Origin of the sequence: Lactiplantibacillus pingfangensis (genome assembly GCF_005404945.1) — a bacterium.
GTDB lineage: Bacteria > Bacillota > Bacilli > Lactobacillales > Lactobacillaceae > Lactiplantibacillus > Lactiplantibacillus pingfangensis.
The window spans coordinates 1-20,514 of the sequence record NZ_BJDG01000035.1 but is presented as its reverse complement, the minus strand read 5'-3'; the positions used below and the strand labels follow the sequence as shown (position 1 = coordinate 20,514).

19 protein-coding genes, 1 riboswitch and 1 other annotated feature are annotated in these 20,514 nt (G+C 44.7%); of the genes, 7 read left to right on the top strand and 12 right to left on the bottom strand.

Annotated features, from left to right (window positions below; genetic code table 11):
* Positions 1-559 precede the first annotated feature (559 nt).
* From FFM74_RS12440 to FFM74_RS12430, 3 genes are all read right to left on the bottom strand, one after another.
* Positions 560-1,072, bottom strand: a complete 513-nt coding sequence (locus FFM74_RS12440) for an ECF transporter S component (protein ID WP_137626954.1) — start codon at positions 1,070-1,072, stop codon at positions 560-562.
* Between the two features lie 144 nt (positions 1,073-1,216).
* On the bottom strand, positions 1,217-2,473 hold the full coding sequence (gene tyrS / locus FFM74_RS12435) for a tyrosine--tRNA ligase (protein ID WP_137626953.1): 1,257 nt from the start codon (positions 2,471-2,473) through the stop codon (positions 1,217-1,219).
* A gap of 53 nt (positions 2,474-2,526) precedes the next feature.
* Positions 2,527-2,728: a binding site (T-box leader), on the bottom strand.
* 37 nt (positions 2,729-2,765) lie between these two features.
* Positions 2,766-4,154 carry an MFS transporter gene (locus FFM74_RS12430; protein WP_137626952.1) on the bottom strand — a complete coding sequence of 463 codons (1,389 nt, stop codon included), beginning with the start codon at positions 4,152-4,154 and terminating at the stop codon, positions 2,766-2,768.
* Positions 4,155-4,313: 159 nt separating this feature from the next.
* Between FFM74_RS12430 and FFM74_RS12425 the strand changes: the two genes are divergently transcribed.
* Positions 4,314-4,754, top strand: coding sequence for a MarR family winged helix-turn-helix transcriptional regulator (locus FFM74_RS12425; protein WP_137626951.1), 441 nt, complete (start codon positions 4,314-4,316; stop codon positions 4,752-4,754).
* A gap of 63 nt (positions 4,755-4,817) precedes the next feature.
* On the opposite strand, the gene FFM74_RS12420 is transcribed toward FFM74_RS12425, so the two are convergent.
* The 3 genes from FFM74_RS12420 to FFM74_RS12410 all read right to left on the bottom strand — a co-directional run bounded on the left by FFM74_RS12420 (position 4,818) and on the right by FFM74_RS12410 (position 6,944).
* Positions 4,818-5,255, bottom strand: a complete 438-nt coding sequence (locus tag FFM74_RS12420; protein ID WP_137626950.1) for a hypothetical protein — start codon at positions 5,253-5,255, stop codon at positions 4,818-4,820.
* Between the two features lie 233 nt (positions 5,256-5,488).
* Positions 5,489-6,268: a C39 family peptidase gene (locus FFM74_RS12415; RefSeq protein ID WP_137626949.1), complete on the bottom strand. Its 780-nt coding sequence runs from the start codon at positions 6,266-6,268 to the stop codon at positions 5,489-5,491.
* Between the two features lie 106 nt (positions 6,269-6,374).
* Positions 6,375-6,944 carry an NAD(P)H-binding protein gene (locus FFM74_RS12410; RefSeq protein WP_137626948.1) on the bottom strand — a complete coding sequence of 190 codons (570 nt, stop codon included), beginning with the start codon at positions 6,942-6,944 and terminating at the stop codon, positions 6,375-6,377.
* Between the two features lie 199 nt (positions 6,945-7,143).
* Here FFM74_RS12410 and FFM74_RS12405 point away from each other — a divergent pair, with 199 nt between their 5' ends.
* Both FFM74_RS12405 and FFM74_RS12400 read left to right on the top strand, forming a co-directional pair.
* A complete protein-coding gene (locus FFM74_RS12405) occupies positions 7,144-8,481 on the top strand; it encodes a sensor histidine kinase (RefSeq protein ID WP_171000745.1) in 1,338 nt (445 codons plus the stop codon).
* A gap of 285 nt (positions 8,482-8,766) precedes the next feature.
* Entirely contained in the window at positions 8,767-9,249 is a 483-nt protein-coding gene (locus FFM74_RS12400; protein WP_263405203.1) for a YueI family protein, read from the top strand.
* A gap of 280 nt (positions 9,250-9,529) precedes the next feature.
* Here FFM74_RS12400 and FFM74_RS12395 read toward each other — a convergent pair whose 3' ends face one another.
* The 3 genes from FFM74_RS12395 to FFM74_RS12385 form a co-directional block, all read right to left on the bottom strand.
* A complete protein-coding gene (locus tag FFM74_RS12395) occupies positions 9,530-10,210 on the bottom strand; it encodes a DUF554 domain-containing protein (protein ID WP_137626946.1) in 681 nt (226 codons plus the stop codon).
* Between the two features lie 66 nt (positions 10,211-10,276).
* Positions 10,277-11,596, bottom strand: coding sequence for a cation:dicarboxylate symporter family transporter (locus tag FFM74_RS12390; RefSeq protein ID WP_171000744.1), 1,320 nt, complete (start codon positions 11,594-11,596; stop codon positions 10,277-10,279).
* Between the two features lie 136 nt (positions 11,597-11,732).
* A complete protein-coding gene (locus tag FFM74_RS12385; RefSeq protein ID WP_137626945.1) occupies positions 11,733-12,245 on the bottom strand; it encodes a YagU family protein in 513 nt (170 codons plus the stop codon).
* A 202-nt stretch (positions 12,246-12,447) separates the two neighbouring features.
* Here FFM74_RS12385 and FFM74_RS12380 point away from each other — a divergent pair, with 202 nt between their 5' ends.
* The gene (locus FFM74_RS12380) at positions 12,448-13,494 is read left to right on the top strand and encodes an ABC transporter permease (protein ID WP_137626944.1); all 1,047 of its coding nucleotides are present in this window, start codon (positions 12,448-12,450) and stop codon (positions 13,492-13,494) included.
* Positions 13,495-13,508: 14 nt separating this feature from the next.
* The gene (locus tag FFM74_RS12375; RefSeq protein WP_137626943.1) at positions 13,509-14,180 is read left to right on the top strand and encodes an ABC transporter ATP-binding protein; all 672 of its coding nucleotides are present in this window, start codon (positions 13,509-13,511) and stop codon (positions 14,178-14,180) included.
* Between the two features lie 142 nt (positions 14,181-14,322).
* On the opposite strand, the gene FFM74_RS12370 is transcribed toward FFM74_RS12375, so the two are convergent.
* The 3 genes from FFM74_RS12370 to FFM74_RS12360 form a co-directional block, all read right to left on the bottom strand.
* Positions 14,323-15,075 (bottom strand): MerR family transcriptional regulator, encoded by a 753-nt coding sequence (locus FFM74_RS12370; RefSeq protein WP_137626942.1) that lies wholly within the window; start codon positions 15,073-15,075, stop codon positions 14,323-14,325.
* Between the two features lie 613 nt (positions 15,076-15,688).
* On the bottom strand, positions 15,689-16,237 hold the full coding sequence (locus FFM74_RS12365) for an ECF transporter S component (RefSeq protein WP_137626941.1): 549 nt from the start codon (positions 16,235-16,237) through the stop codon (positions 15,689-15,691).
* Positions 16,234-17,223 carry a nucleoside hydrolase gene (locus tag FFM74_RS12360; RefSeq protein ID WP_137626940.1) on the bottom strand — a complete coding sequence of 330 codons (990 nt, stop codon included), beginning with the start codon at positions 17,221-17,223 and terminating at the stop codon, positions 16,234-16,236. The genes FFM74_RS12365 and FFM74_RS12360 overlap by 4 nt, the downstream gene beginning before the upstream one ends.
* A 23-nt stretch (positions 17,224-17,246) precedes the next feature.
* A riboswitch (PreQ1 riboswitch) is annotated at positions 17,247-17,291 on the bottom strand.
* Between the two features lie 610 nt (positions 17,292-17,901).
* Between FFM74_RS12360 and FFM74_RS12355 the strand changes: the two genes are divergently transcribed.
* Positions 17,902-18,456: a TetR/AcrR family transcriptional regulator gene (locus FFM74_RS12355; RefSeq protein ID WP_137626939.1), complete on the top strand. Its 555-nt coding sequence runs from the start codon at positions 17,902-17,904 to the stop codon at positions 18,454-18,456.
* A 123-nt stretch (positions 18,457-18,579) separates the two neighbouring features.
* Entirely contained in the window at positions 18,580-20,379 is a 1,800-nt protein-coding gene (locus FFM74_RS12350; RefSeq protein WP_137626938.1) for an oleate hydratase, read from the top strand.
* Positions 20,380-20,514: the final 135 nt, after the last annotated feature.

The following is a 20,514-nucleotide window of genomic DNA, read 5'->3' as shown; positions in this document are numbered from 1 at the left end:
TGATTTGTCGAAACTTTGTTCAGTTTTCAAAGGTCTAATTCGTTGGTTGATTACCTCAACGCAACTTAATCATCATAGCATTTGAAGCGCTTACTGTCAAATACTTTTTTTCAAAGAATTTAACGGGCTTTTTCAACTATCGTTGCCGTTGCGACAACAGAAACTATCATATCAATTACAGAAGAAGTTGTCAACAACTAATTTCAATAATCTTTTTGGTTTCCTCAGCGCTTGGCTGATCTGCCGTAGCAGCAACGTGTACTAATATACCAATTTGAAATGAAAGTGTCAACACTTTTCGACATGTTTTTTCATCATAGTGAAAAGTCGGTCAAAGTTAGGGCTAGTTTTGCACGTTTTAAAAGGCACCACTATCGCAGCTGTTACAGTGTTTATCCCTGAAATCAGCACGCAATTAGCCACGCTTTCTTCTATATATATAACGAATCGACTATCACACCAACTCAATTACGAAACAAAAAGCGGTCGAACGATTGAAAAATCCAATCACTCGACCGTTACAACTTATCTTCACTAAGCTGACTTGTCTAAACTTAATCTAACCGAATTGTGTTTTAACGCGATCCTTGAGCTGCAACACAATTGGGAAAGCAACTACTGCGCCCATGGCAGCCTGGACAAAGTTCATTGGAATACCAAGTAACCCTGTCGGAATCGCATATAGAATCGAGTCGGAAACAAAGTAACCAGCCACCATCACAACACTGCCAATGACTAAAGCTAAGATCTGACGTCCTTTGCCTTTATTTGCACCAAACTGGCCAACTAAAAACCCTTCTAGACCATGAACGATCAGTGAAAAGAACATGTATTGTGAATAGCCAAGAATCATATCAAGCAAAAAGCCACTTGCCCCACCAACAATCGCGCCCCCGCGCCGGCCAAATAATAATGCCGCAATAAAAATCCCAGCATCGCAAAGATTCACATAACCGTGTGTCATGGGTACTGGGATATGAACAAACATTGAAAGTGCAACGTCGACAGCGATTAATAACCCCAATGCTGCGACCATCCGTGTTGAAATTTTTGGTGATTGTTTACCTGCCATTATGACTCACTACTCCTCTAATCTTTTTACGATTAACCGTCATGAACAACACCCCTGTTGCACTGATTCTATCTGAAAACACCCCGTACTTCAACCTAAAAAAACTGACAAGCCCGTTAGCCTGCCAGTTCGTTTAATAACTAACTATCTCACCCGTGCTAAGAAATACTTTTTCTTGCCGCGGCGGACGATGACAAATTTTCCATCAAACGCTGCCTTTGGATCAATGACGGCATCAACATCGGTGACCTTTTCACCGTTAATCCGAATCGCACCATTCTTAATGTCTTCACGTGCTTGCCGGCGTGAACCTTCAAACTTCGTGGCATCGACAAGCCATAAGACAATGTTCTGTGTTTCAGCCGACACATCTGCAGACGGCACACCTTTGAAGCCTTGTTCGATTTCATCCGCGTTTAAGCTTTGAACTTCACCAGTAAATAGCGCCTTCGTGATGTTTTCAGCTTCAACAACGGCAGCTTTACCATGAACGAATCCAGTAACTTCCTCAGCCAATCGGCGTTGGGCTTCACGTTTTTCTGGCGCAGTCTTAACCGTTTCTGCTAAAGCATCAATTTCATCATGACTCAGGAATGTGAAGTATTTCAAATATTTGACCACATCACGATCATCCTGATTAATCCAAAATTGGTAAAATTCATATGGTGACGTCTTTTCTGGATTCAACCAGACAGCCCCACCAGCAGTCTTCCCAAATTTAGTGCCATCCGCTTTCAACAATAATGGAATTGTTAGCCCATAAGCTTTAGCTTCATTGCCTTCCAAGCGATGGATTAAATCTGTCCCGGCAGTGATATTGCCCCACTGGTCGGCGCCACCAATTTGGAGTTGCACATGTTCTGCGCGGTATAAGTGCAGAAAATCAATCGACTGCAAAATTTGGTACGTGAATTCCGTGTATGAAATCCCAACTTCCAGCCGACTGGCGACAACTTCTTTGTTCAGCATCGTGTTCACACTGAACAACTTACCGTAATCGCGTAAAAAGTCTAATAATGAGAGTTTTGATAACCAATCGTAGTTGTTAACAATTGAAAAGTTTTCATCAGAACCGAACAACTTGTGCATTTGTGCGTTCAGTCCATCTTCATTATGTTTCACTTGGGCCATGGTTTGTAAAACACGTTCCGAGTTTTTACCAGAAGGATCACCAATGGCACCAGTCCCGCCGCCAACGACCACATAGGGATGATGACCGGCCAATTGGAATCGTTTCAAAATCATGAAGGGAATCAAATGCCCAATATGCATACTGTCCCCGGTTGGATCAATCCCACAGTACAATGAAACAGACTGGTTTTCCGTCAACTCTTTCAGGCCGGCTTCGTCAGTTTGTTGATTGATCGCACCACGCCACTTTAAATCGTCAATAATGTTCATCTGTGTTCCTCCTAAGTTAAGGTCCGAAAAATAAAAAACTCGCCCCTGCTATTAACAGGGACGAGTTTTTTCGCGTTACCACCCAAGTTACCACTCTAAAAAAGAATGATCTCTCATTTATTGATAACGAAATAATCCGGCCGAATGGCAGTTCACTTTATGTAATTCGTGATTGATCACAGCTCGGTTCGCACCAACCACCGAGTCGCTTAACTGTTGGATCACTCACTACTCATTAAAGATCACTACTTTTAATTGTTACCAACTATCATAAGCACTCCACCTTGAAATGTCAATCACGTTTTCGCGTCTGCATCGCCCTGGTCAAGACGACCAAATTACTGACGATTAGAACTAACAGAAACACGAAAGCAACTGTTGAGCCGAGCGCAGTTCGATGCGCGAACGAGCCACTCGCTTGATTTTGTACGAGTGTTATCAATGCAGAAACGAGTGACGTTCCAATCGCGCCCGCAAATTGCTGAAAGGTATTAAAAACAGCATTGCCATCCGCTTGTTGGGCCAAACTTAATTGTGTGAGGCCACTCGTCATCGTGTTGCCCATCGTTAGCCCCATCCCAATCATCAACAAGATGTAGAACCATAAAATCAAAGTGCCCGTTAACTGTTGTCCAAAAATCGTAAACAACGCGATTGCAATTGCTAAAATACTCGACCCGGTTAAGATTGGTTTAGCAGCACCAAATCGGTCCAGGATCCGACCGCCTAGTGGTGCAAATGCCGCGCCCACCGCTGCACCAGGTAAGACAAATAACCCAGCCAGCAACGCACTTTTACCAGTAACGAGTTGAATATAGTTTGGCAAAATGAAAGCCAAGCCCAGTGCGTTAATTTGTACGAGAAAAAAGCCTAACAAATGCCAGTCAAATGACTGAACTTTAAAAATTGCCAAATTGATCAACGGTTGCTGTGCCCGACTCGTGCGCAAAACAAACCCAATCAGACCGGCAACACCAACGAGTAACAGGCCCAAGACCAACCAAGGTTGCTGGCCAAAATTTTGTAAATTACTGAACGCGAGGGTAAACCCAACAAAGATCAGCATCACCATGACCCAAGCAGTCACATCAAAACTCGCTCGTTCCGTCGGCTTGGCCTGCTGAATCGCATAACAGCCTAGGCCTAATGAGAGCAGTAACAATGGTAATAGGAGGATAAAAATCCAATGCCAGCCCAAACGGCTAATCACTAGTCCACCAAATGTCGGTCCTAATGCCGGCGCAATTGCGGTAATCAAGGTGCCAACGCCCATCAACGTTCCCTTTTGCTCATCTGGGACCCAATCTAAAATAATGTTGAACATCAATGGCAACGCAATCCCGGTTCCCAAGCCTTGAATCACACGACCTAAGACGAGTACCCAAAAACGACTAGCACCGGCGTCAACTAGTAAACCAGCAATAAATAGTAAATTTGCCGTCACAAATAAGCCCTTCGTCGGGAAGCGCCGTTTCAAAAACGCCGAAATCGGCACAATTATGGCAACCACTAATAAATACGCCGTCGTCAACCACTGAACTGTCGCGGTATTAATTGAAAATTGCCGCATCAACACCGGAAAGGTAATATTCATCGCTGTTTCAACAATCACACCGCAAAATGACAGTAGTCCCGCGGCAATCACGGCTAAAATCAGTTTTAAGTCCACTTTTTTAGTCACTTAGATCCACACTCCTTAAAAAATTAGTTCGAAGTCGAACTAATTAATTAGTTTAGCACAGATATGCCGAACTTCCAGTCTTTATTAGCGGTTGACTTTTTCAAATTCATGCCATAAACTGCGAACTAGTATGAAATCGAACTATTTAGAGGGGTACACATGAAAAACTCACTTGGAATTGCCATCAAAAAAGCCAACAACGCACTTGCCCGTGATGCCGATCACTATGCCAAACAACTTGGTCTCACTGGCATGCAGATCAGTGTCATTAATTTCATTGCCGATCACGAAGCCACCCAAACCATCTTTCAGCGTGACGTCGAACAGGAATTCAACATTCGCAAAGCGGCGGCTTCTAGCCTAGTTTCGACGATGGTCCGTAAACAACTCATCGTTCGCGTCCCAGCACCAAACGATGCGCGCTATAAACAACTGTTACTCACAACCCAGGCTCGCCAACTTGCCACGCAAATTGATGCTTTCTTTGAAGCCAGTGAACAACGGATTCACCAGTTGCTCGCAGAAAAGACGTCCCTAACTTATGACAGCTTGACACAAATTAGTAGCACGTTCACAGCAACTAACACGCCCAAGCCCTAAAAAAAGAACCATGACAGTCGTCACAGTTCCATCAATCGCCCATTCTACACAGACGGCTTTGATCTAATTTTTAACGGCCGACCCTAACTTAGCTGGTTGGTCGGTCACTCGAGCCACCGCTACAACCACTTGTGCCCGACGCTGAAATTGTATTGGTCGTGCTTGCGTCACAACCGTCGCACTGACCGGTTTAACCAGTGTTGATTGCGGGCGCTGATTGCTGATTGTCGTCAACGCAACGCTTGGGCATTGCCGTGTTGATGTTGGTTTACTGACCGAGTAATTAGCTTTAGTCGTTGACTTAATTGCCAGTTTGGGCTGAACAGCCGCCGTTGTTTTGGTCGGATTCGTGAGTGCCTTTACGGTTACTGAAGTCGATTGACGCACAACTTGGCTGTCATGATGAAACAGCTGATTAACAGACGGCGCTACCAATAGGCCGACCACTAATGTTCCTGTCACCATAGCTATCCCTAATTTAATTTTTCGTTTAAAATTCATAATGTGCAACCTTCCTAAATTCAACCTATTTTTAACGATTCATCTGAACCTCTGACTGCCATCATAGGCTAGTTTTCTTTAAAATTGACGTCATTCCCATTTCAATTAAGTTACAGTTTATACTAAGGCTGGCGTTGCTGAGATGCTGAGCGGGCAACATTAATTAAGTGATCAAAAAAGGTACGTTTAAGTCAGTTATTGACCCAAACGTACCGGTATTACTCAGTTGCTAATTAATGTTTTGCGGTTAAAACAATGGCTTGCTTGCCCATCTGATTATAGGCGGCCTGAAAATCCGACCAGCTCACTGCTTGCTGTTTATAACCATAAGGATTATTAATATAAATTAACTTTTTAGTGCGGTTGAACCCGACGATGACGACACTATGCATGTCGTAAGTAATTTTAACGTTCCCTTGTGGCGTTTGCCAGGTCTGCATTGTGCTAACTGGTGCAAAAGTCGCGGTCGTGATCGTCCAAACTGGGCGACCAAGTTCCAATTGTGCCACCACTTGATCAAAGCTAGCCCCAGTCAAATCTTTCACCTGACTCGTTTGTGTCTTAGCTAACTTGGCAATCGGGCCATGATAAACACCGAGCCCTGGGTTAGCGCCCGTGACATCCCCAACGAAACCGACATTTGGATTACCATGTTCGCCATTATCTTCATCCAATGGCACACTAGTCAATTTTGTCGCCAATTGATTCTTGGTGACATTATAATGATAATAATTCAATAACATCGTTAATGACGTGACTTCACAACCATTATAAAGCTGCGGATCACTCATTTGATTCACTAACGGCACATCCAGTTTAACTTCATTAACTGTTTTAGGCTTAGGCGTCGCCGTCGCGGGCTTTGGTTGACTAGCCGTCGTGGCCTTTTTAGTTGTAAAGGACGCTTCACTCCAATCTGAAATCTGAGTGACCGACCACCCCACGGTTCCCAAAACGGCAATTGCAATGAGCACTTTAGGCCAAATACGCCGCTGCTTATAATGTCTTGACACTGCCCTAGCTCCTTTCTTCCACTAAATTTTTATCTTAACTTACTCAATCAATTTAAGTCCTCGCCCACTATCATACCATCAAATTATTCATAAAAACACTAAAAAATCAGGCCACGAATGGCAAATTAAATTCACGACTCAGATAATCCGTTAAAGCTAATTGACGGCGAATCGGCACCGCTGTCGGCCAGGTCTGACTCATGGCCCGATTATAAACAGTCGTGTCAGCCGTCGTAGTGCCTTGAATCAAGGTAAAGTTTAACTGACTTTGTCTTAATAACTGTTCAACCCGACGAATTTCACCCAGTTGCTTTCGTTGCCGATGGCCTTGATACCACTTGACCGTTTTCTGGGCCATCGTTAACACACTCTCGGGCATGCTGAGGACTAGCGGCACCGTTGAGCTCGCCGTCATTGCAGCCGTTATCGATTGAGTTTGCTTAGTTAAGGCACTAGACTCAAGTTGTACTAGCACCAGATCTTGATCTAACATCGCGGCAGTTAATCCGACTGCATCCGTTAAATCACCGGCGATCAGGTCAACACTTGCTGGCCAAGCTGAAACGACAGTCGGCGTGTAAACCGTTAGTCGAATCGTTGGATGCTGTTGAACAGTAGCGGTTAAGGCTTGAACTTGTTCTAACGTCAAGCGACCCGCAACGAGAATATTTTGCATTTGTGACGCCCACTTTCTCAATCTGAATTTTTCAATAAATTGAGTTTACAAGCTTCGAGTTACTGGAAGACAAGTGAATTTGCACATTATTTTAACAATTTTTTGATTTTTTCGTGGCATCGGTTTCTTTTTGATTTATGATAATAAGGTCAACTAACAAACTAATTTTACGTCAAAATTTTTTCAGTGAGGTGTTTAAATGACTGCACTACTGTATGCCCTCTCGTTACTCTCCGGAGGGTATGAAATGTTAATTATGATGATCACATTTCGTGAATTCTTGACTTGGCGGCTCTCAACGGTCTGGATTGCCCTAGTGATCTTCTTCGGCGTTTTTGGTCAGCTTGCGACTGCCCAATGGCCACAAGTTCCCCTAGTCTTCTTCTGGATTGTGCCGATTACCGTCGTGAATACGATTATGAGTGCGCGCTTGCTCTATACGAAGTGGATTCTAACTTTGCCAATTGCACTATTTTTGAACGCTATCAAGCGACTTATTGGTGGGATGGCAGGTAGCTTCCTCAAATGGGTCATGTCTTCCGATGCGCCCATGCAGCTCCGCCAAGCAATCGACATGCACAATCTGTCGGCTAACATCAATTTATTTGGCGCGGTCATTATCTGCTTGCCTGCGATGCTAATTATTGGTTTGATTGCGCACCATTTTGTGGTTAAATCATCCGCGGCCGACTTTTTCCAGCATGCGAAAATTGATCGTAGTGACTATTTACTTGTCCTGCTCTGTTACGCCTTATACTTAGCGGCCTACGCTTATGTTCTCGGTCTCTCGGTCATTTCTCAAACTTACGTGGCCAGTGCATCGAGTTTAATTTTCGGGATCATCGTCTTCTATGTCGTCAGCAATAAAAACAGTCGCCTAACCGATGCGCAACTTCTGAGCGAGGTTTCCAATTATAATGAATTATTGGGCCATCGTAATCAGCAACTGCATTTATTCAAACACGACTATCAAAATATTTTACTCAGCTTATCGCAATACATTCAAAACGAAGATCTCCCAGCACTCAAGACCTACTTTGAAGATGAAGTCATGACTAGCGGGCAAAGTCTCAACGTCGATGTTGGCCCCGAACAGCTCCGTAACTTGCACGTTCCTGCCCTGAGCGGCTTAATCTATTCTAAATACGAAGCGGCGGCCAGCCGTAAAGTTGAGTTGCAGTTGACGGTGTTGCAAACCATTGAGTTACCCGAAGCTGCCCACGTCAATATCGTCCGAATTCTCGGCAACCTTTTAGACAATGCGATTGATGCTGCAGCGCAAGCTGACCATCAAGTTCGCCTGAATGTTCGCCAGACCACTGCCGGGACCGTCACTTTCACCGTTGAAAACCAAGTGCCTGCTGGTGAAACGATTGATTTGGCTCGAATTCGGAAGAGTCACTTTACAACTAAGCCGGGACACTTAGGTTACGGCCTAAGCAGTATCTCGCAACTAGCCAGTAAAAATGCCCAAGTCAGCTATCAAATTCAGGAAGCCATGTTTATCGCGACTTTAACCATCCATAAGGAAGGCTAAAGTTGTTATGGCGATCCATAAAAAAACTAGCCACTAATTCCATTTTTGGAATCGGTTAAAATGAGCCCCCAAGGTTGGAACTTCTATTCGGCCTTGGGGGCTCTTCTTCTTGCCGCATTGTTAATTAGGCAAACGATTCCGTTTCGCATGCAGTATAATGGTCTTTAGAAAATCTTAATTTGCTATAATGCATTTCTTCATTACAATTAAAGATAGACTTTGAGTGGTAGCGATTACTCACTCTTTGGAAAGGACTTGAAAGCCATGTCACAATCCGAAGACGAAATGGATAAACATTTACAATCAGCCATATTCGGAACACCCGTTTTACACCCAGATGAACAGCACCGAAACCTCGGTACTTTTCATGAACGTATTGATTTGGGCATTACCTTTACTCAAGCACTCCTGCGAGACTACTCTGCGGAATTACAAACTGAGATCACCACACATCCTAACTATCAACTGTTATTACACGGTCTGCTAGATCAGGATATTTTAGACCGTTACATTAAACTTGCCAATCAAGCTAACTTAAAATTTGCGATTCGCACGGATTTGCTTTATCAACACGAACCAGATAGTCTGGCGATTGCACTGGCGGCACCGAGTGCGATTCAACCAGACACCATCAACATTGATGATCGTTTTCCTTTACCACCACTAGAAACAACTACAACGATTCCCAAACAATTATTAGTGGAACGCATCTATCAACATCTGGAACGCAATCGTCATGACTACCATTTACGTCATCATAACAACTAACAAATAAAGCTGACACCCGCAACTATGGGTATCAGCTTTATTTAGTCATAACTAAAATTTGTCGTATAAAAAGAAACGTGAACAAGGACCTATCAGCAACAGTCGCTCTAAACTAAACTCGTGATGAGCACGCCGTCAGTCGGGGACTTAATAACTGAAGGTTGGAACTGATAGCATCGGTCGAGGTCCAAGACGTTCCTGGCTTGGACCAGTCCCACGACCACATGTGTTCAGTCCCAACCGGAAGTGAAATCTGCTATTCGCCCGGACACTAACCACTCTAGTGAAACAACTGTATCAAACCAATGACAATCGGTGGAATCACCAACGATGGCAACAGATTCAAGGTATTGATTTTCTTAATATTCAACAGTCCCAATCCCGAACCAAGAATTAGGATGCCCCCGACGATCGTGATTTCATTTAAAATTGACGTACTCAACGCCCCTTGTAACACGAGTGCCAAAACGTATAATGACCCTTGCCAGACGAACAAGACGCCCGCCGCAATCGCAATCCCGAAGCCAAATGTCGACGCCAAGACAATTGACGTGATGCCATCCAACATACCATTCGTAAACAGAAAGGTGTAATCGTGCTTCAACGCCGCTTCAATTGGTCCAAGAATGGATAGCGAGCCGATACAATAGAGCAAAATTGCGGTCGCTAGGCCTTCCGCCAAGTTACCACCAGAAAACCGTCCGACCAATTTATCGAATCGGCCCTGCAAATCCAAGGCTTGACCAATCAGCCCACCAACTGCCAAACTCACAATAAATAACACCGGATATTTACTTTGCGGCATCCGTTGCACGACCGCATTAATCCCAATAACGGTTGCGGCCAGTCCCAACGCCTGCATCAAAATATCGTGATACGCCGGTTTGATACCTTTCTTAAACAAACTGCCAACTGTACAGCCAACTAATATCATGCCAACATTAAAAAGTGTGCCAATCATCTAGATCCCTCCAAAAATTAAAAAGAGGACTGCGCTGGTCAGTCCTCTTCATAAAACTTAAGTTGTTTACTTGGTCATCATCGCTGGATGATGACCGGCCTTAATCTCAGCCAAATAATCATCCGCCATTTTCGGGTCAAATTCATGTTCCGACTTGCCGATAATTACCGCCGCAAGCGAGTTACCAACCACGTTAACAACGGTACGACCCATATCAACTAACCGGTCAATTCCGGCAATAAAGGCCAAGCCTTGAACCGGCACCCCGATAGAAGAAATCGTTGCCAGTAAGACGACAAACGAGGCCCCGGGCACGCCAGCAATACCCTTAGACGTGATCATTAAGACAATCAATAGCGTAATTTGTTGGCTCATCGACAGATGAATCCCATAGGCTTGCGCTAAAAAGAGCGCCGCTAATGATTGGTAAATGGCCGAACCATCTAAGTTAAACGTGTAGCCGGTTGGGACAACAAACGACACAATCCCTTGGCTAACACCGTATTTTCCCATTTTATCAATAATTCTTGGTAAGGCGGCCTCAGAACTTGCTGTTGAGAAACCGAGTACCATTTCATCACGAATCACGCGTAACAAATGCCAGATGTTCAAACCAAATAGTCGTGCGACTAAGCCCATGACGACAACAATGAAAATTGCCATCGTGGCATAGGCTAAGAGGATGAAATAACCTAGTGGCGCTAAGGCTTTGAGTCCCATTTCCGCCACGGTCACTCCAATCAGTGCACAGACCCCAATGGGCGCCGTATGCATGACCCAATTCGTCACTTTGAACATGGCCTCGGCAACCGCATTCATGAAGTCCAAAATAATCTTGCCTTGTTCGCCAATGGCAGCCGTTCCTAAACCAAAGAAAACGGCAAAAAAGATCACTGGAATCATGTCACCCGCAGCCAATGACTTGAAAACATTTGTGGGAATAATTCCCATTACGGTTGACCAAATACCACTGTGGGAGACCGTTTTGGCAGTCGCCACGTACTGACTGATATTCGTCGAATGCAATTGATGAATATTGATATAATCACCAGGATGAAAGACATTCCCGACAATTAGCCCAAGGGCAATCGCAATCGTCGTCATGACCTCAAAATAAATGATCGTCTTGCCACCAATCCGACCGAGCTTTTTAAGATCACCCATATTGGCAATCCCCGTAATTAAACACGCAACCACAATCGGTAACACGATCATTTGAATTAAACTAATGAACATGGTCCCAATATTTTGCATCGCCGTAATCGCGGTTTGATTCCCATAAAAGACGACACCTACAATAATTCCTAAACCTAAGCCAATCAAAATTTGCCAACCTAAGCTCAGGCGAAAATGATGAGTTGTTTTCAGTTGCGTTTCTTGCTTCAAAATCAATCGCTCCGTTCACATTTATGGCTGATTTCACTAAAATTAACACACAATATTAACATTTTAGCACAAATTATTCGTAAATGAGAAAAGAATTAGAGATTACCTATAAAATCATGACTGAAACTAGTTTGGCTTACTTGCGCTTTTTAGCTGCGGTGAGTCGTTGATAGACGGTGGCGCTCACCCAATCAGCCGTCCACATCCATAAGACGTGCCCGATGGCTTCAGAAATATGTTCCTCAGCTGGTTGATCTTTAGCCCGTGGAATTGTTCCTAAAGCCGGTAAAATGGCATGATGAAAGGCCCCAAAGATTCCGAGCCCAAATAACGCACTACTCCCCGCTTTAGCCTTCGGATGTTTACGTGCCCATAAACTATAGGCCACGGCAAAAGTCGTCGAAAAACCAAAATGCATCATATAACTCGTAATTGGCAATTCATGCCCAGAATACGTGTAAGTCGCATGCGTGACACTCGTGGGGACACCAATTTGTTGTAGTAACTGCTGTGGGGGATTCGTTTGGTCGCGTGCGGCCGTCCGCGGCGGTAAAATATTTTCCCAACCCAACTTAACGAGTCCTGAGATGACGCCGCCTGTGATACCTGCGATCAAGGCTGCGCGATGATTAAAACTTTTACTTGCCATTTTCTATGACCTGCCTCTCTTTTCAATAATCTAATCATACCAGCCTTTTTAGAAGAACCGTAGCGTTTTATCCCTCAGTTTGTATAAATAAAATAATATTAAGACTTGCAGCCATCGACGTTTGATGCTATGATTTGATCGTTCACTTATCACATGATAAACGAAACTAAAAAGGAGTCATAACTATGTATTTATAAAAGAAATGCGTCATGAAAAGCTACGTTATGGCCTGCTAAGCGGCGTTTTATTACTCATTGCGCTGGTCGTCTTCATGCTGGCAGGCTTAGCAAATGGCCTCTCCAACGGCAATCGCCAAGCCATTGACAACTGGCAAGCCACGGACGTTTATTTGGCTCAAAATGCCAACGAAACGTTATCGGCTTCTCAAGTCAAATTGGCCGATCAAAGCCTCATCAAGGGTGATCAAACTGCCCCGTTAGCGACGCTTTCCGGTACTTTGCGTACGGCTAAAAATGCCCATAAGACCACGGTCAGTGCACTGGCGACAACGCGAAACAGCTTCATCATGCCAAAAATCGTCAGTGGTCATCGCATCAATGGTCAAAATCAACTGTTAATTTCGGAAAGTTTGACCACTGATGGCTACAAACTTGGTCAAACCGTTCGCTTGGGGACAACTACCAAAACCGTCAAAATTGTCGGAACTTACGCAAGTAGCACCTATATGATTTCCCCAACCGTTTACACCGACATCGCCACCCTCAATCGGTTAAAGGCGATGCCAGTCACAAGTGGCAAGCAACAAACAGTTAATGGTTTCGTGACCAAAAATGGTCAATTTAAAACTAGCGACCATGGCAGTCTTCAACGGTTGACGATGGCCACCTTTATTAACAAATTACCCGGTTACAGTGCCGAACAATTGACCTTGAACACAATGATCTATTTCTTGTTCGCAATTGCGCTCGCCATCATCGGTATTTTCATGTTCGTGCTCACCTTGCAAAAACAAGCCCTCTTCGGTGTATTAAAGGTTCAGGGGATTGGGACAAACCATATTTTAGCGGCTTTATTGACCCAAAGTATTGCCATGGCCTTGATTGGAATCGTCATCGGACTCGGCATTACCGTTGGCTTAGCACAAATTATGCCAGCAGGATTACCTTTTGCAATTAATTGGGGCCAATTTGGCTTATATGGCCTCGCACTGCTTGCCGCCGCGGTGGTCGGTGCCTTGCTTTCATGGCGAACCGTCGCAAACATTGATCCCGCCGTTGCAATCGGATAGGAGGAGCAAAATTCATGACAGCAGTTTTAGCTTTACAACAAATTAATAAACAATTTGGTCACGGCCACACCGCCGTAACCGCCCTAAAAGATGCTAATTTTGAAGTTTCAGCCGGACAATTTGTCGCCATTATCGGCCCATCTGGTTCCGGTAAAAGCACCTTTTTAACCATTGCCGCTGGCTTACAAACACCCACTAGTGGTCAAGTTTTATTAAATGGAACCGAATTAGCTACGCAATCTGAAAAAGCCCGGTTGGCCTACCGCTTCAATGAAATTGGGTTTATTTTACAAAGCTCGAATCTAATTCCCTTTTTAACCGTTACCGAACAGTTGAAACTCGTTGATAAAATGGCCAAGCGGTCGTTTCAAGCAAAACGCGCGCAAACGTTACTCGCCGAACTCGCTTTAACTGAGGTCGCTACCGCCTATCCTAATGAGTTATCCGGCGGTGAACGGCAACGGGTTGCGATTGTGCGTGCACTCTACAATGATCCGAGCGTCATTTTGGCGGATGAACCAACCGCTAGCCTAGATACACCCCGATCCATTGACGTCGTCGAACGTTTAGCCAAAGAAGCCCATCAACACCACAAAGCAATCGTCATGGTGACGCATGATCAACGCTTAATTGGCAATTGCGACGTGGTTTATAAAATTGAAGACGGTGTCATGACTAAACAATAACTGGCTTCCAGTACGACAGAATTTGTTTCACTTATCTTTCTAAATACGGACTAAAACACGTCGCCACATAAACTTGTGTCGACGTGTTTTAGTCCGTATTTTAATTACCTAGACAATCCTTACGCTTGACCTTGAAAAGCTATTAATCCTGTGCATAATGGGTGATAATTTGGCAGAGTAATGCTGTCGCCCCTTGCCCAGCGCGATCATCATAATAACTTTGAAAACGGTCGTCCGCTTGATACATCGCCGCTAAGTTGCGGTGCATGGCTGCAGTATACGTTGGCCAATTGTAGCTTAACCATTTTTTGTGATTCTGATAAATCCGTCGAGCAATCGGGCTGGCTAATGCCGGTTTCGTCTTTAAATCGGTCAACAGTTGTGCTTCAGTTGCCTGCATGGCTTGATAGTCCGCCTCAGATAAATTGGCAAAACGCTGCCGTGATTCTTTTAGCGTCTGGGCATCATATTTTTCCGTGAGTTCTTCACCAAAGTTAGCGTCATTCTCGGTTAATTTTTGTTGCTTAAATGCATTGAATTTTTCACTGTCAGACATGTTCGTCCCTCCTTGTTGCGTCTTAATCGTTGTCTGGACCAATGCTAATAGCCCATCTAATTGTTGCCGTTGTGCCAATAACCGCTGATATTGTACTTGCAAGGCCGTCACGACTTCTGCGGGTGACTGAGCCAATAACTGTTTGATGTCTGCCAACGGCACAGCCATTTCACGATATAAACAAATTTGTTGCAGCTGATCGACTTGCGCTGTTTCATAATAGCGATAACCATTCTCGCCAGTATAGGCCGGTGGTAATAGGCCAATTTCATCGTAATAGCGCAACGTTCGCACACTAACTCCCGCCAATTTGGCGAGCTGTTTAATTTGATAAGCCATAAAGCATGCTCCTTTCAACAAACTTAAGTCTAAAGGGTTACGCGACGTGAGGGTCAAGGATTAATTTTTTGAAAACTAGCGATTCTGACTGGTGGAGTGCTACCATGACACCAATTTAGACGCGTCTGTGACTGACACACCAGTATTTACAATCCATTTGTGATTTCAACTTTCGGTGAAAGATACAGAATATCTGCCAATCTGATTATTTCAAAATTGCTTGGCAGTGCAATCAACAAAATAGTTCTAACTCAAGTACTTAAATAGCCAGAATTACATTCAAGTCACAATTCTAACTATCACAATCAATTGAATTTGATAACAATTGTGGTTAAAACTGAAAACCTAGCTGTAGGTTGTTGCTGATACCATCGGGCGTGATTTCCCGTTAGGATGGCGTTCTTTGCCAGTCTTACGGGACGGACGGTCCGGGATAGTTGCGATTCTTGCAACCATTCCGGACGAGGGAGAAGACCGCTTTTCAGGCTTCTCCCGGTCCCTCGCCCGCATGGTATCAGCAACAACCGGAAGCGACCACAACTCACGACGACAATTTTCATAACCAGTTTAGTTCAAAAAAAGACGGCTCTTTTTTGAGAGCACGCCTTAAATCTTAATTTGCTTGAGGTAATTTGGTCCGAATCGCACGATAAACTAACGCAACCACATAGACGGTCAAGAAGCGATCGACATAGTCTGTCCCGATTTGAATCAAAAATACCGCTAACGCCTTGCTCATCCCAGTTCCTAGCAACACTTGGACTAACATACTGGAACCAGACGACGTAATCCCATGGAACAAGATGACCGTAATTAGTGTACTAATCAGTGTCCCCGGCAGTGAGATGACTAACGCTAACCACCAATTATTTTTAAAAGTTGCTGGTTTAAATCGCCGGTAGACTAGCCCAGCCACTAACCCAGTTAATAGTTGAACGGGCATGAAAAATAACGAATACAAGTCGGTTGTTGCCATGAGCAACCCAGTGGCACCCCCGGCAAGCATCCCACCAAACGGACCAAACACTGCCGCGGCAAGCACCGTCCCAATCGAATCTAAGTAAATTGGTAATTTTAACATTAACGCAATATTGCCACCAACGACATTTAACGCAATACATAGCGCTAATAACGTGACGGTCCGTGTGCTGATTTTTTTCATGCGCCCACCGCCAATAATTGATGCAAGACTGTCGTTAAATCTGGTTCAGTCGCACCAATCACGCGCGTCAAAAATTGACGCCAGAAGGCCATCACATCCACTTGAGTTGTGACGAAACTGTTCGGCTCATGATGCCAAAATTCATGGTCATCCACCATTGATTCACCACGGGCTAAATCATCGGTCGCCACCACGGTCGTATAAGCCTCGAACCCAGTTAAAATCGTTGGATCGACCAAGTACGCGACCGCCAACGGATCATTAATCACACAACCGATGACCCGTTCATATTGCCAATGGAAGTCAAAATAGAATCGCGTGATTTTTTCAATAAAACGACCCATTTCTGGATTAATATCTTTCATATAAGCTAATAAACTCGGTGTTAGGACAATTTTCCGAGTGACATCCAAGCCGACCATATGAATCGGCACGGGCATCAACTCAAAAACAAGTTTGGCAGCATCTGGATCACACCAAAAATTATATTCGGCGACCGGTGAGCAGTTGCCATGACTCTTATAATTTCCACCCATCAAGACGAACTGGTCGACGGCTGCAAACGCCGCCGCATCTCGCTGTAACGCTTCCGCCAAATTAGTCAGCGGCCCTAACGCCAAGATTGACGTCGTCGGATCTTCATCAAGCGTCTCTAAAATAAAACTCACTGCGTCTTGTGCTGGGTGCACAGTGGTGACCTCTGGGATCTGACTATTGCCTAACCCATCATCACCATGCGTATCTTGCGCACTCACATAATCGACTGCCAGCGGCCGATTGGCACCCATATAGACAGGCACGTCTAACCGATCCGCTAACGCCAAAACTTTTAACGCGTTAGCTGCCCCAATATGCGTGGGGACATTGCCACAAACTGTCGTAATACCGACCACATTCAATTCCGGGGCATTCAACGCTAATAACAGCGCCAAACTATCATCAATCCCCGGATCACAATCAATGATGACGTTTCTTGTTGCATCCATTTTCCTACCTCCGATTAATCGTGAAGTTCTTGGTTTTTTATCCTGGGAAGTTCCCGAACCAGGCCAGCGGTTACCCACTGATTGCATAAATGCAAGTCTAATTATAACGAACCCGGTGCAGAATTAACATGACTCACAAAAATTTCTCGTCGAATGCCCTAAAACGGACTATAATAATACGCATTAACACGCTACCATTACCCATTCGCTTGGCGTGCCCCTGTCTTAGAATGAGTAATCTTCTTACTATAATAAAAACTGAAAATACAAAATGGCGTGTAAGCACGGCCATGTCAGAACGGATATTTTCCAATTTACGATCATGGCGAGCAACACCGTCAGTCAAAATCTTTTCGCTAATTGGGGGTCGCTCTTTGCTTTTCTTTATAGTCGTTGATTAGCTGTAGGCTGCTACGGATAGCATCGGTCGTGATGGTGGCGTTAATCGGCCGGTCTTGCCGATTTTACACCACGGACGGACCGGGACACTTGCGACTTTTGCAAGCGTTCCGGGCGAGGGCCAAGACGCGTCTGGCTTGGCCCGGTCCCACGACCGCATGTTGTCCGTAGCAGCCGGAAGTGGCAATAGTCACTGCCATAACTCGGCGACGGTCCCCTAACCACTCATAATTTTCATATTTGTTAATAGCAACTAACTCACTCAGGAGGCTTATCCGTATGACATCAAAAACCAAGGAAAAATTAGCAGCCGCCCTAGTGACTGAACTACAACAAACACCGGTCGATAAAATCACCATCCAAGCAATCGTTGATGACTGTGATCTCACGCGGCAAACCTTTTATAATCATTTTGCCGATATTTATGAACTCGTTGAATGGACGGCGAAAGAAGCAACCGCCCGCGCACTGGCCAATGTTGCGGACTACGATAATTGGCAACAAGGGTTTCTGAATATTATGGCTGACATTCAGGCTAATCAATATTTAGTGATGAACACCTACCAGTCTGCCTACCGCGACCTGCTGGAAAAGTACATCTATACCGTACTTTACGAGTACATTATTAAAGTCGTTAATCGGCAAGCAGCCGGCATGCGTGTCGCCGACAAACATAAACACTTCATCGCTCACTTCTATAGTTTAGCTTTCATTGCGCTAATCTTTGAATGGGTCAAAGATGGCTTTCACGACGATCCTAAAGACATCGTTGCGCAAACCGCCGTCCTCGTTCAAGGTGATTTTCAAAAAGCCCTCGGTACTTACGCTGAATAATTTACAATTCTTGCGAACTGTCAAAATTTTGACAGTCCGCTTTTTTTGTCAATTGTTTCAGCCACGAAACCGCTTTATTGTAAATACAAGCAATAAATCTATTTCATGAAGAAGGCCATTATTATGAACATTTATAAAACAATGTATCGTCCGTTAAAACCTGCTGGGATTGACGACCGCCGCGCTAACATCGTTGGTGGCGGGATTGCCGGCTTGGCAACTGCCGTTTTCCTGATTGACGACGCCCAGATGCCTGCACGCAACGTTACCATTTATGAAAAGAAACCAGTGATGGGTGGCTCAATGGATGGCACCAAGCGCGCTGCCGGCTACCTTTGCCGAGCAGAACGTGAACTGGAACCTTACATGGAATGTCTGTGGTATCTCTGCAGCAAGATTCCATCATTGGAAAATCCTGGCCGCAGTGTCCTAGATGACGTGGTTGACTTCAACCGTGACGAACCCATTCACTCTGAAGCGCGGGTCATCATCAACCAAGGCGAAATTGACAGCCACTATCATGACTACAAGTTAGCGCCGCAATATGCCGAAGCAATGCGTCAAATCATTGCGTCAAGTGAAGAAGAATTAGCTGACAAGAGTTTAGATGACTTCTTTGACGCTGACTTTTTCAGAACTAACTTCTGGACCTGTTTCCATAGCCAACTTGCTTTCAAAGATTATCACAGTGTGATTGAATGTCGTCGTTACTGGCAACGGTTCACTTTCATCACGCGTCACGAATATTTGGAAGGCTTTATTCATACTAAATATAACGAATATGATGCGATTATTTTACCAATCGAACGTTGGTTGACCGACCAAGGTGTCAGCTTCGTTAATGACTTTGCAGTCACCGACTTACAACTTGACGACGCCAACAACACCGTTACGGGGATCATTGCCAAACAACATGGCGAACCAACGACGGTCGGCGTCAGCAGCCAAGATTTAGTCTTTGTTACGACCGGGTCAATTAGTGAAAACAGTACCTTTGGTGACAATCATACGGTTGCTGAAACCAACCGCGACACGACCGATATGGGCACTTTCACCATTTGGCAGAATTTAGCCAAAAAAGATGAAAAGTTCGGACATCCCGAGAAGTTCTTAGGCCAAATCGACAAGACGAAGTGGATTTCCTTCTTCCCAACGGTTAAAGGTTATCCAGAATTCTTCAAACGGATTGAACGACTCTCTGGTAGCCCTGCCGGAACTGGTGGTTTAATGACTTTCAAAGATTCCAACTGGGATATGTCATTTGAAATTCATCACAAACCATTCTTCCCATACCAAGCCGATGACGAAGAAGTTGGCTGGGGATACGGCCTCTATGGTGAAAATGTCGGGAACTACATCAAGAAACGGATGTGGGATTGTACCGGTGATGAAATTATGACCGAATTGCTTTATCACTTAGGCATGCTCGACATTAAGGACGAGGTTTTGGCGCATACCTACATGTCGACCGCCATGATGCCATATTGTACTGCCCAATTCATGCCACGGAAGCTCGGCGATCGGCCAAAAGTGATTCCTGCTGGTTGCACAAACTTAGGCTTGCTCGGGCAATTCGTTGAAATTGACGATGACGTGGTCTTCACCGTTGAAACGTCGGTTCGGACTGGGATGGAAGCCGTCTATGGCCTCTTACACATGGAAAAAGATGTCATCGAAGTTAACACCTCTCGTTATGACATCCGCTACTTGCTAGAACGGGTTAAGCGTTTCGCCGGCATTCATGGTGAAATCAAGGCCAGTGATTTGCCAGCATTAGATCCAGCCAAATTGCCAGAACTTGAAGCTGGCTTGCTCAAGATGATCAATGACGTGCCACCGTTCTATCAAATGTATCTTGGTCGTGACCAAACGATTCCAACTAAAAAGGCGGTTTTGCACCCAGAAGCACCTCGTAGCAAATAATTATCCAAATGGCTTAACGCCTGAATATCATGATTAACTCCCCTAAACGTGGGCTAACTTAGGCTCTATAATATCTGTTGTTGGTAATCAAGACCAATCTTGGTTACTGGCAACGGATTTTTTATGCACTTTTTA

Coding starts and splice junctions, on each gene's coding strand:
- FFM74_RS12440 (WP_137626954.1), bottom strand. CDS start 1,072: ATGGCAGGTAAACAATCACCAAAAATTTCAACACGGATGGTCGCAGCA.
- tyrS (WP_137626953.1), bottom strand. CDS start 2,473: ATGAACATTATTGACGATTTAAAGTGGCGTGGTGCGATCAATCAACAA.
- FFM74_RS12425 (WP_137626951.1), top strand. CDS start 4,314: ATGAAAAACTCACTTGGAATTGCCATCAAAAAAGCCAACAACGCACTT.
- FFM74_RS12420 (WP_137626950.1), bottom strand. CDS start 5,255: ATGAATTTTAAACGAAAAATTAAATTAGGGATAGCTATGGTGACAGGA.
- FFM74_RS12410 (WP_137626948.1), bottom strand. CDS start 6,944: ATGCAAAATATTCTCGTTGCGGGTCGCTTGACGTTAGAACAAGTTCAA.
- FFM74_RS12405 (WP_171000745.1), top strand. CDS start 7,144: ATGACTGCACTACTGTATGCCCTCTCGTTACTCTCCGGAGGGTATGAA.
- FFM74_RS12400 (WP_263405203.1), top strand. CDS start 8,767: ATGGATAAACATTTACAATCAGCCATATTCGGAACACCCGTTTTACAC.
- FFM74_RS12395 (WP_137626946.1), bottom strand. CDS start 10,210: ATGATTGGCACACTTTTTAATGTTGGCATGATATTAGTTGGCTGTACA.
- FFM74_RS12385 (WP_137626945.1), bottom strand. CDS start 12,245: ATGGCAAGTAAAAGTTTTAATCATCGCGCAGCCTTGATCGCAGGTATC.
- FFM74_RS12380 (WP_137626944.1), top strand. CDS start 12,448: ATGCGTCATGAAAAGCTACGTTATGGCCTGCTAAGCGGCGTTTTATTA.
- FFM74_RS12375 (WP_137626943.1), top strand. CDS start 13,509: ATGACAGCAGTTTTAGCTTTACAACAAATTAATAAACAATTTGGTCAC.
- FFM74_RS12370 (WP_137626942.1), bottom strand. CDS start 15,075: ATGGCTTATCAAATTAAACAGCTCGCCAAATTGGCGGGAGTTAGTGTG.
- FFM74_RS12365 (WP_137626941.1), bottom strand. CDS start 16,237: ATGAAAAAAATCAGCACACGGACCGTCACGTTATTAGCGCTATGTATT.
- FFM74_RS12360 (WP_137626940.1), bottom strand. CDS start 17,223: ATGGATGCAACAAGAAACGTCATCATTGATTGTGATCCGGGGATTGAT.
- FFM74_RS12355 (WP_137626939.1), top strand. CDS start 17,902: ATGACATCAAAAACCAAGGAAAAATTAGCAGCCGCCCTAGTGACTGAA.
- FFM74_RS12350 (WP_137626938.1), top strand. CDS start 18,580: ATGAACATTTATAAAACAATGTATCGTCCGTTAAAACCTGCTGGGATT.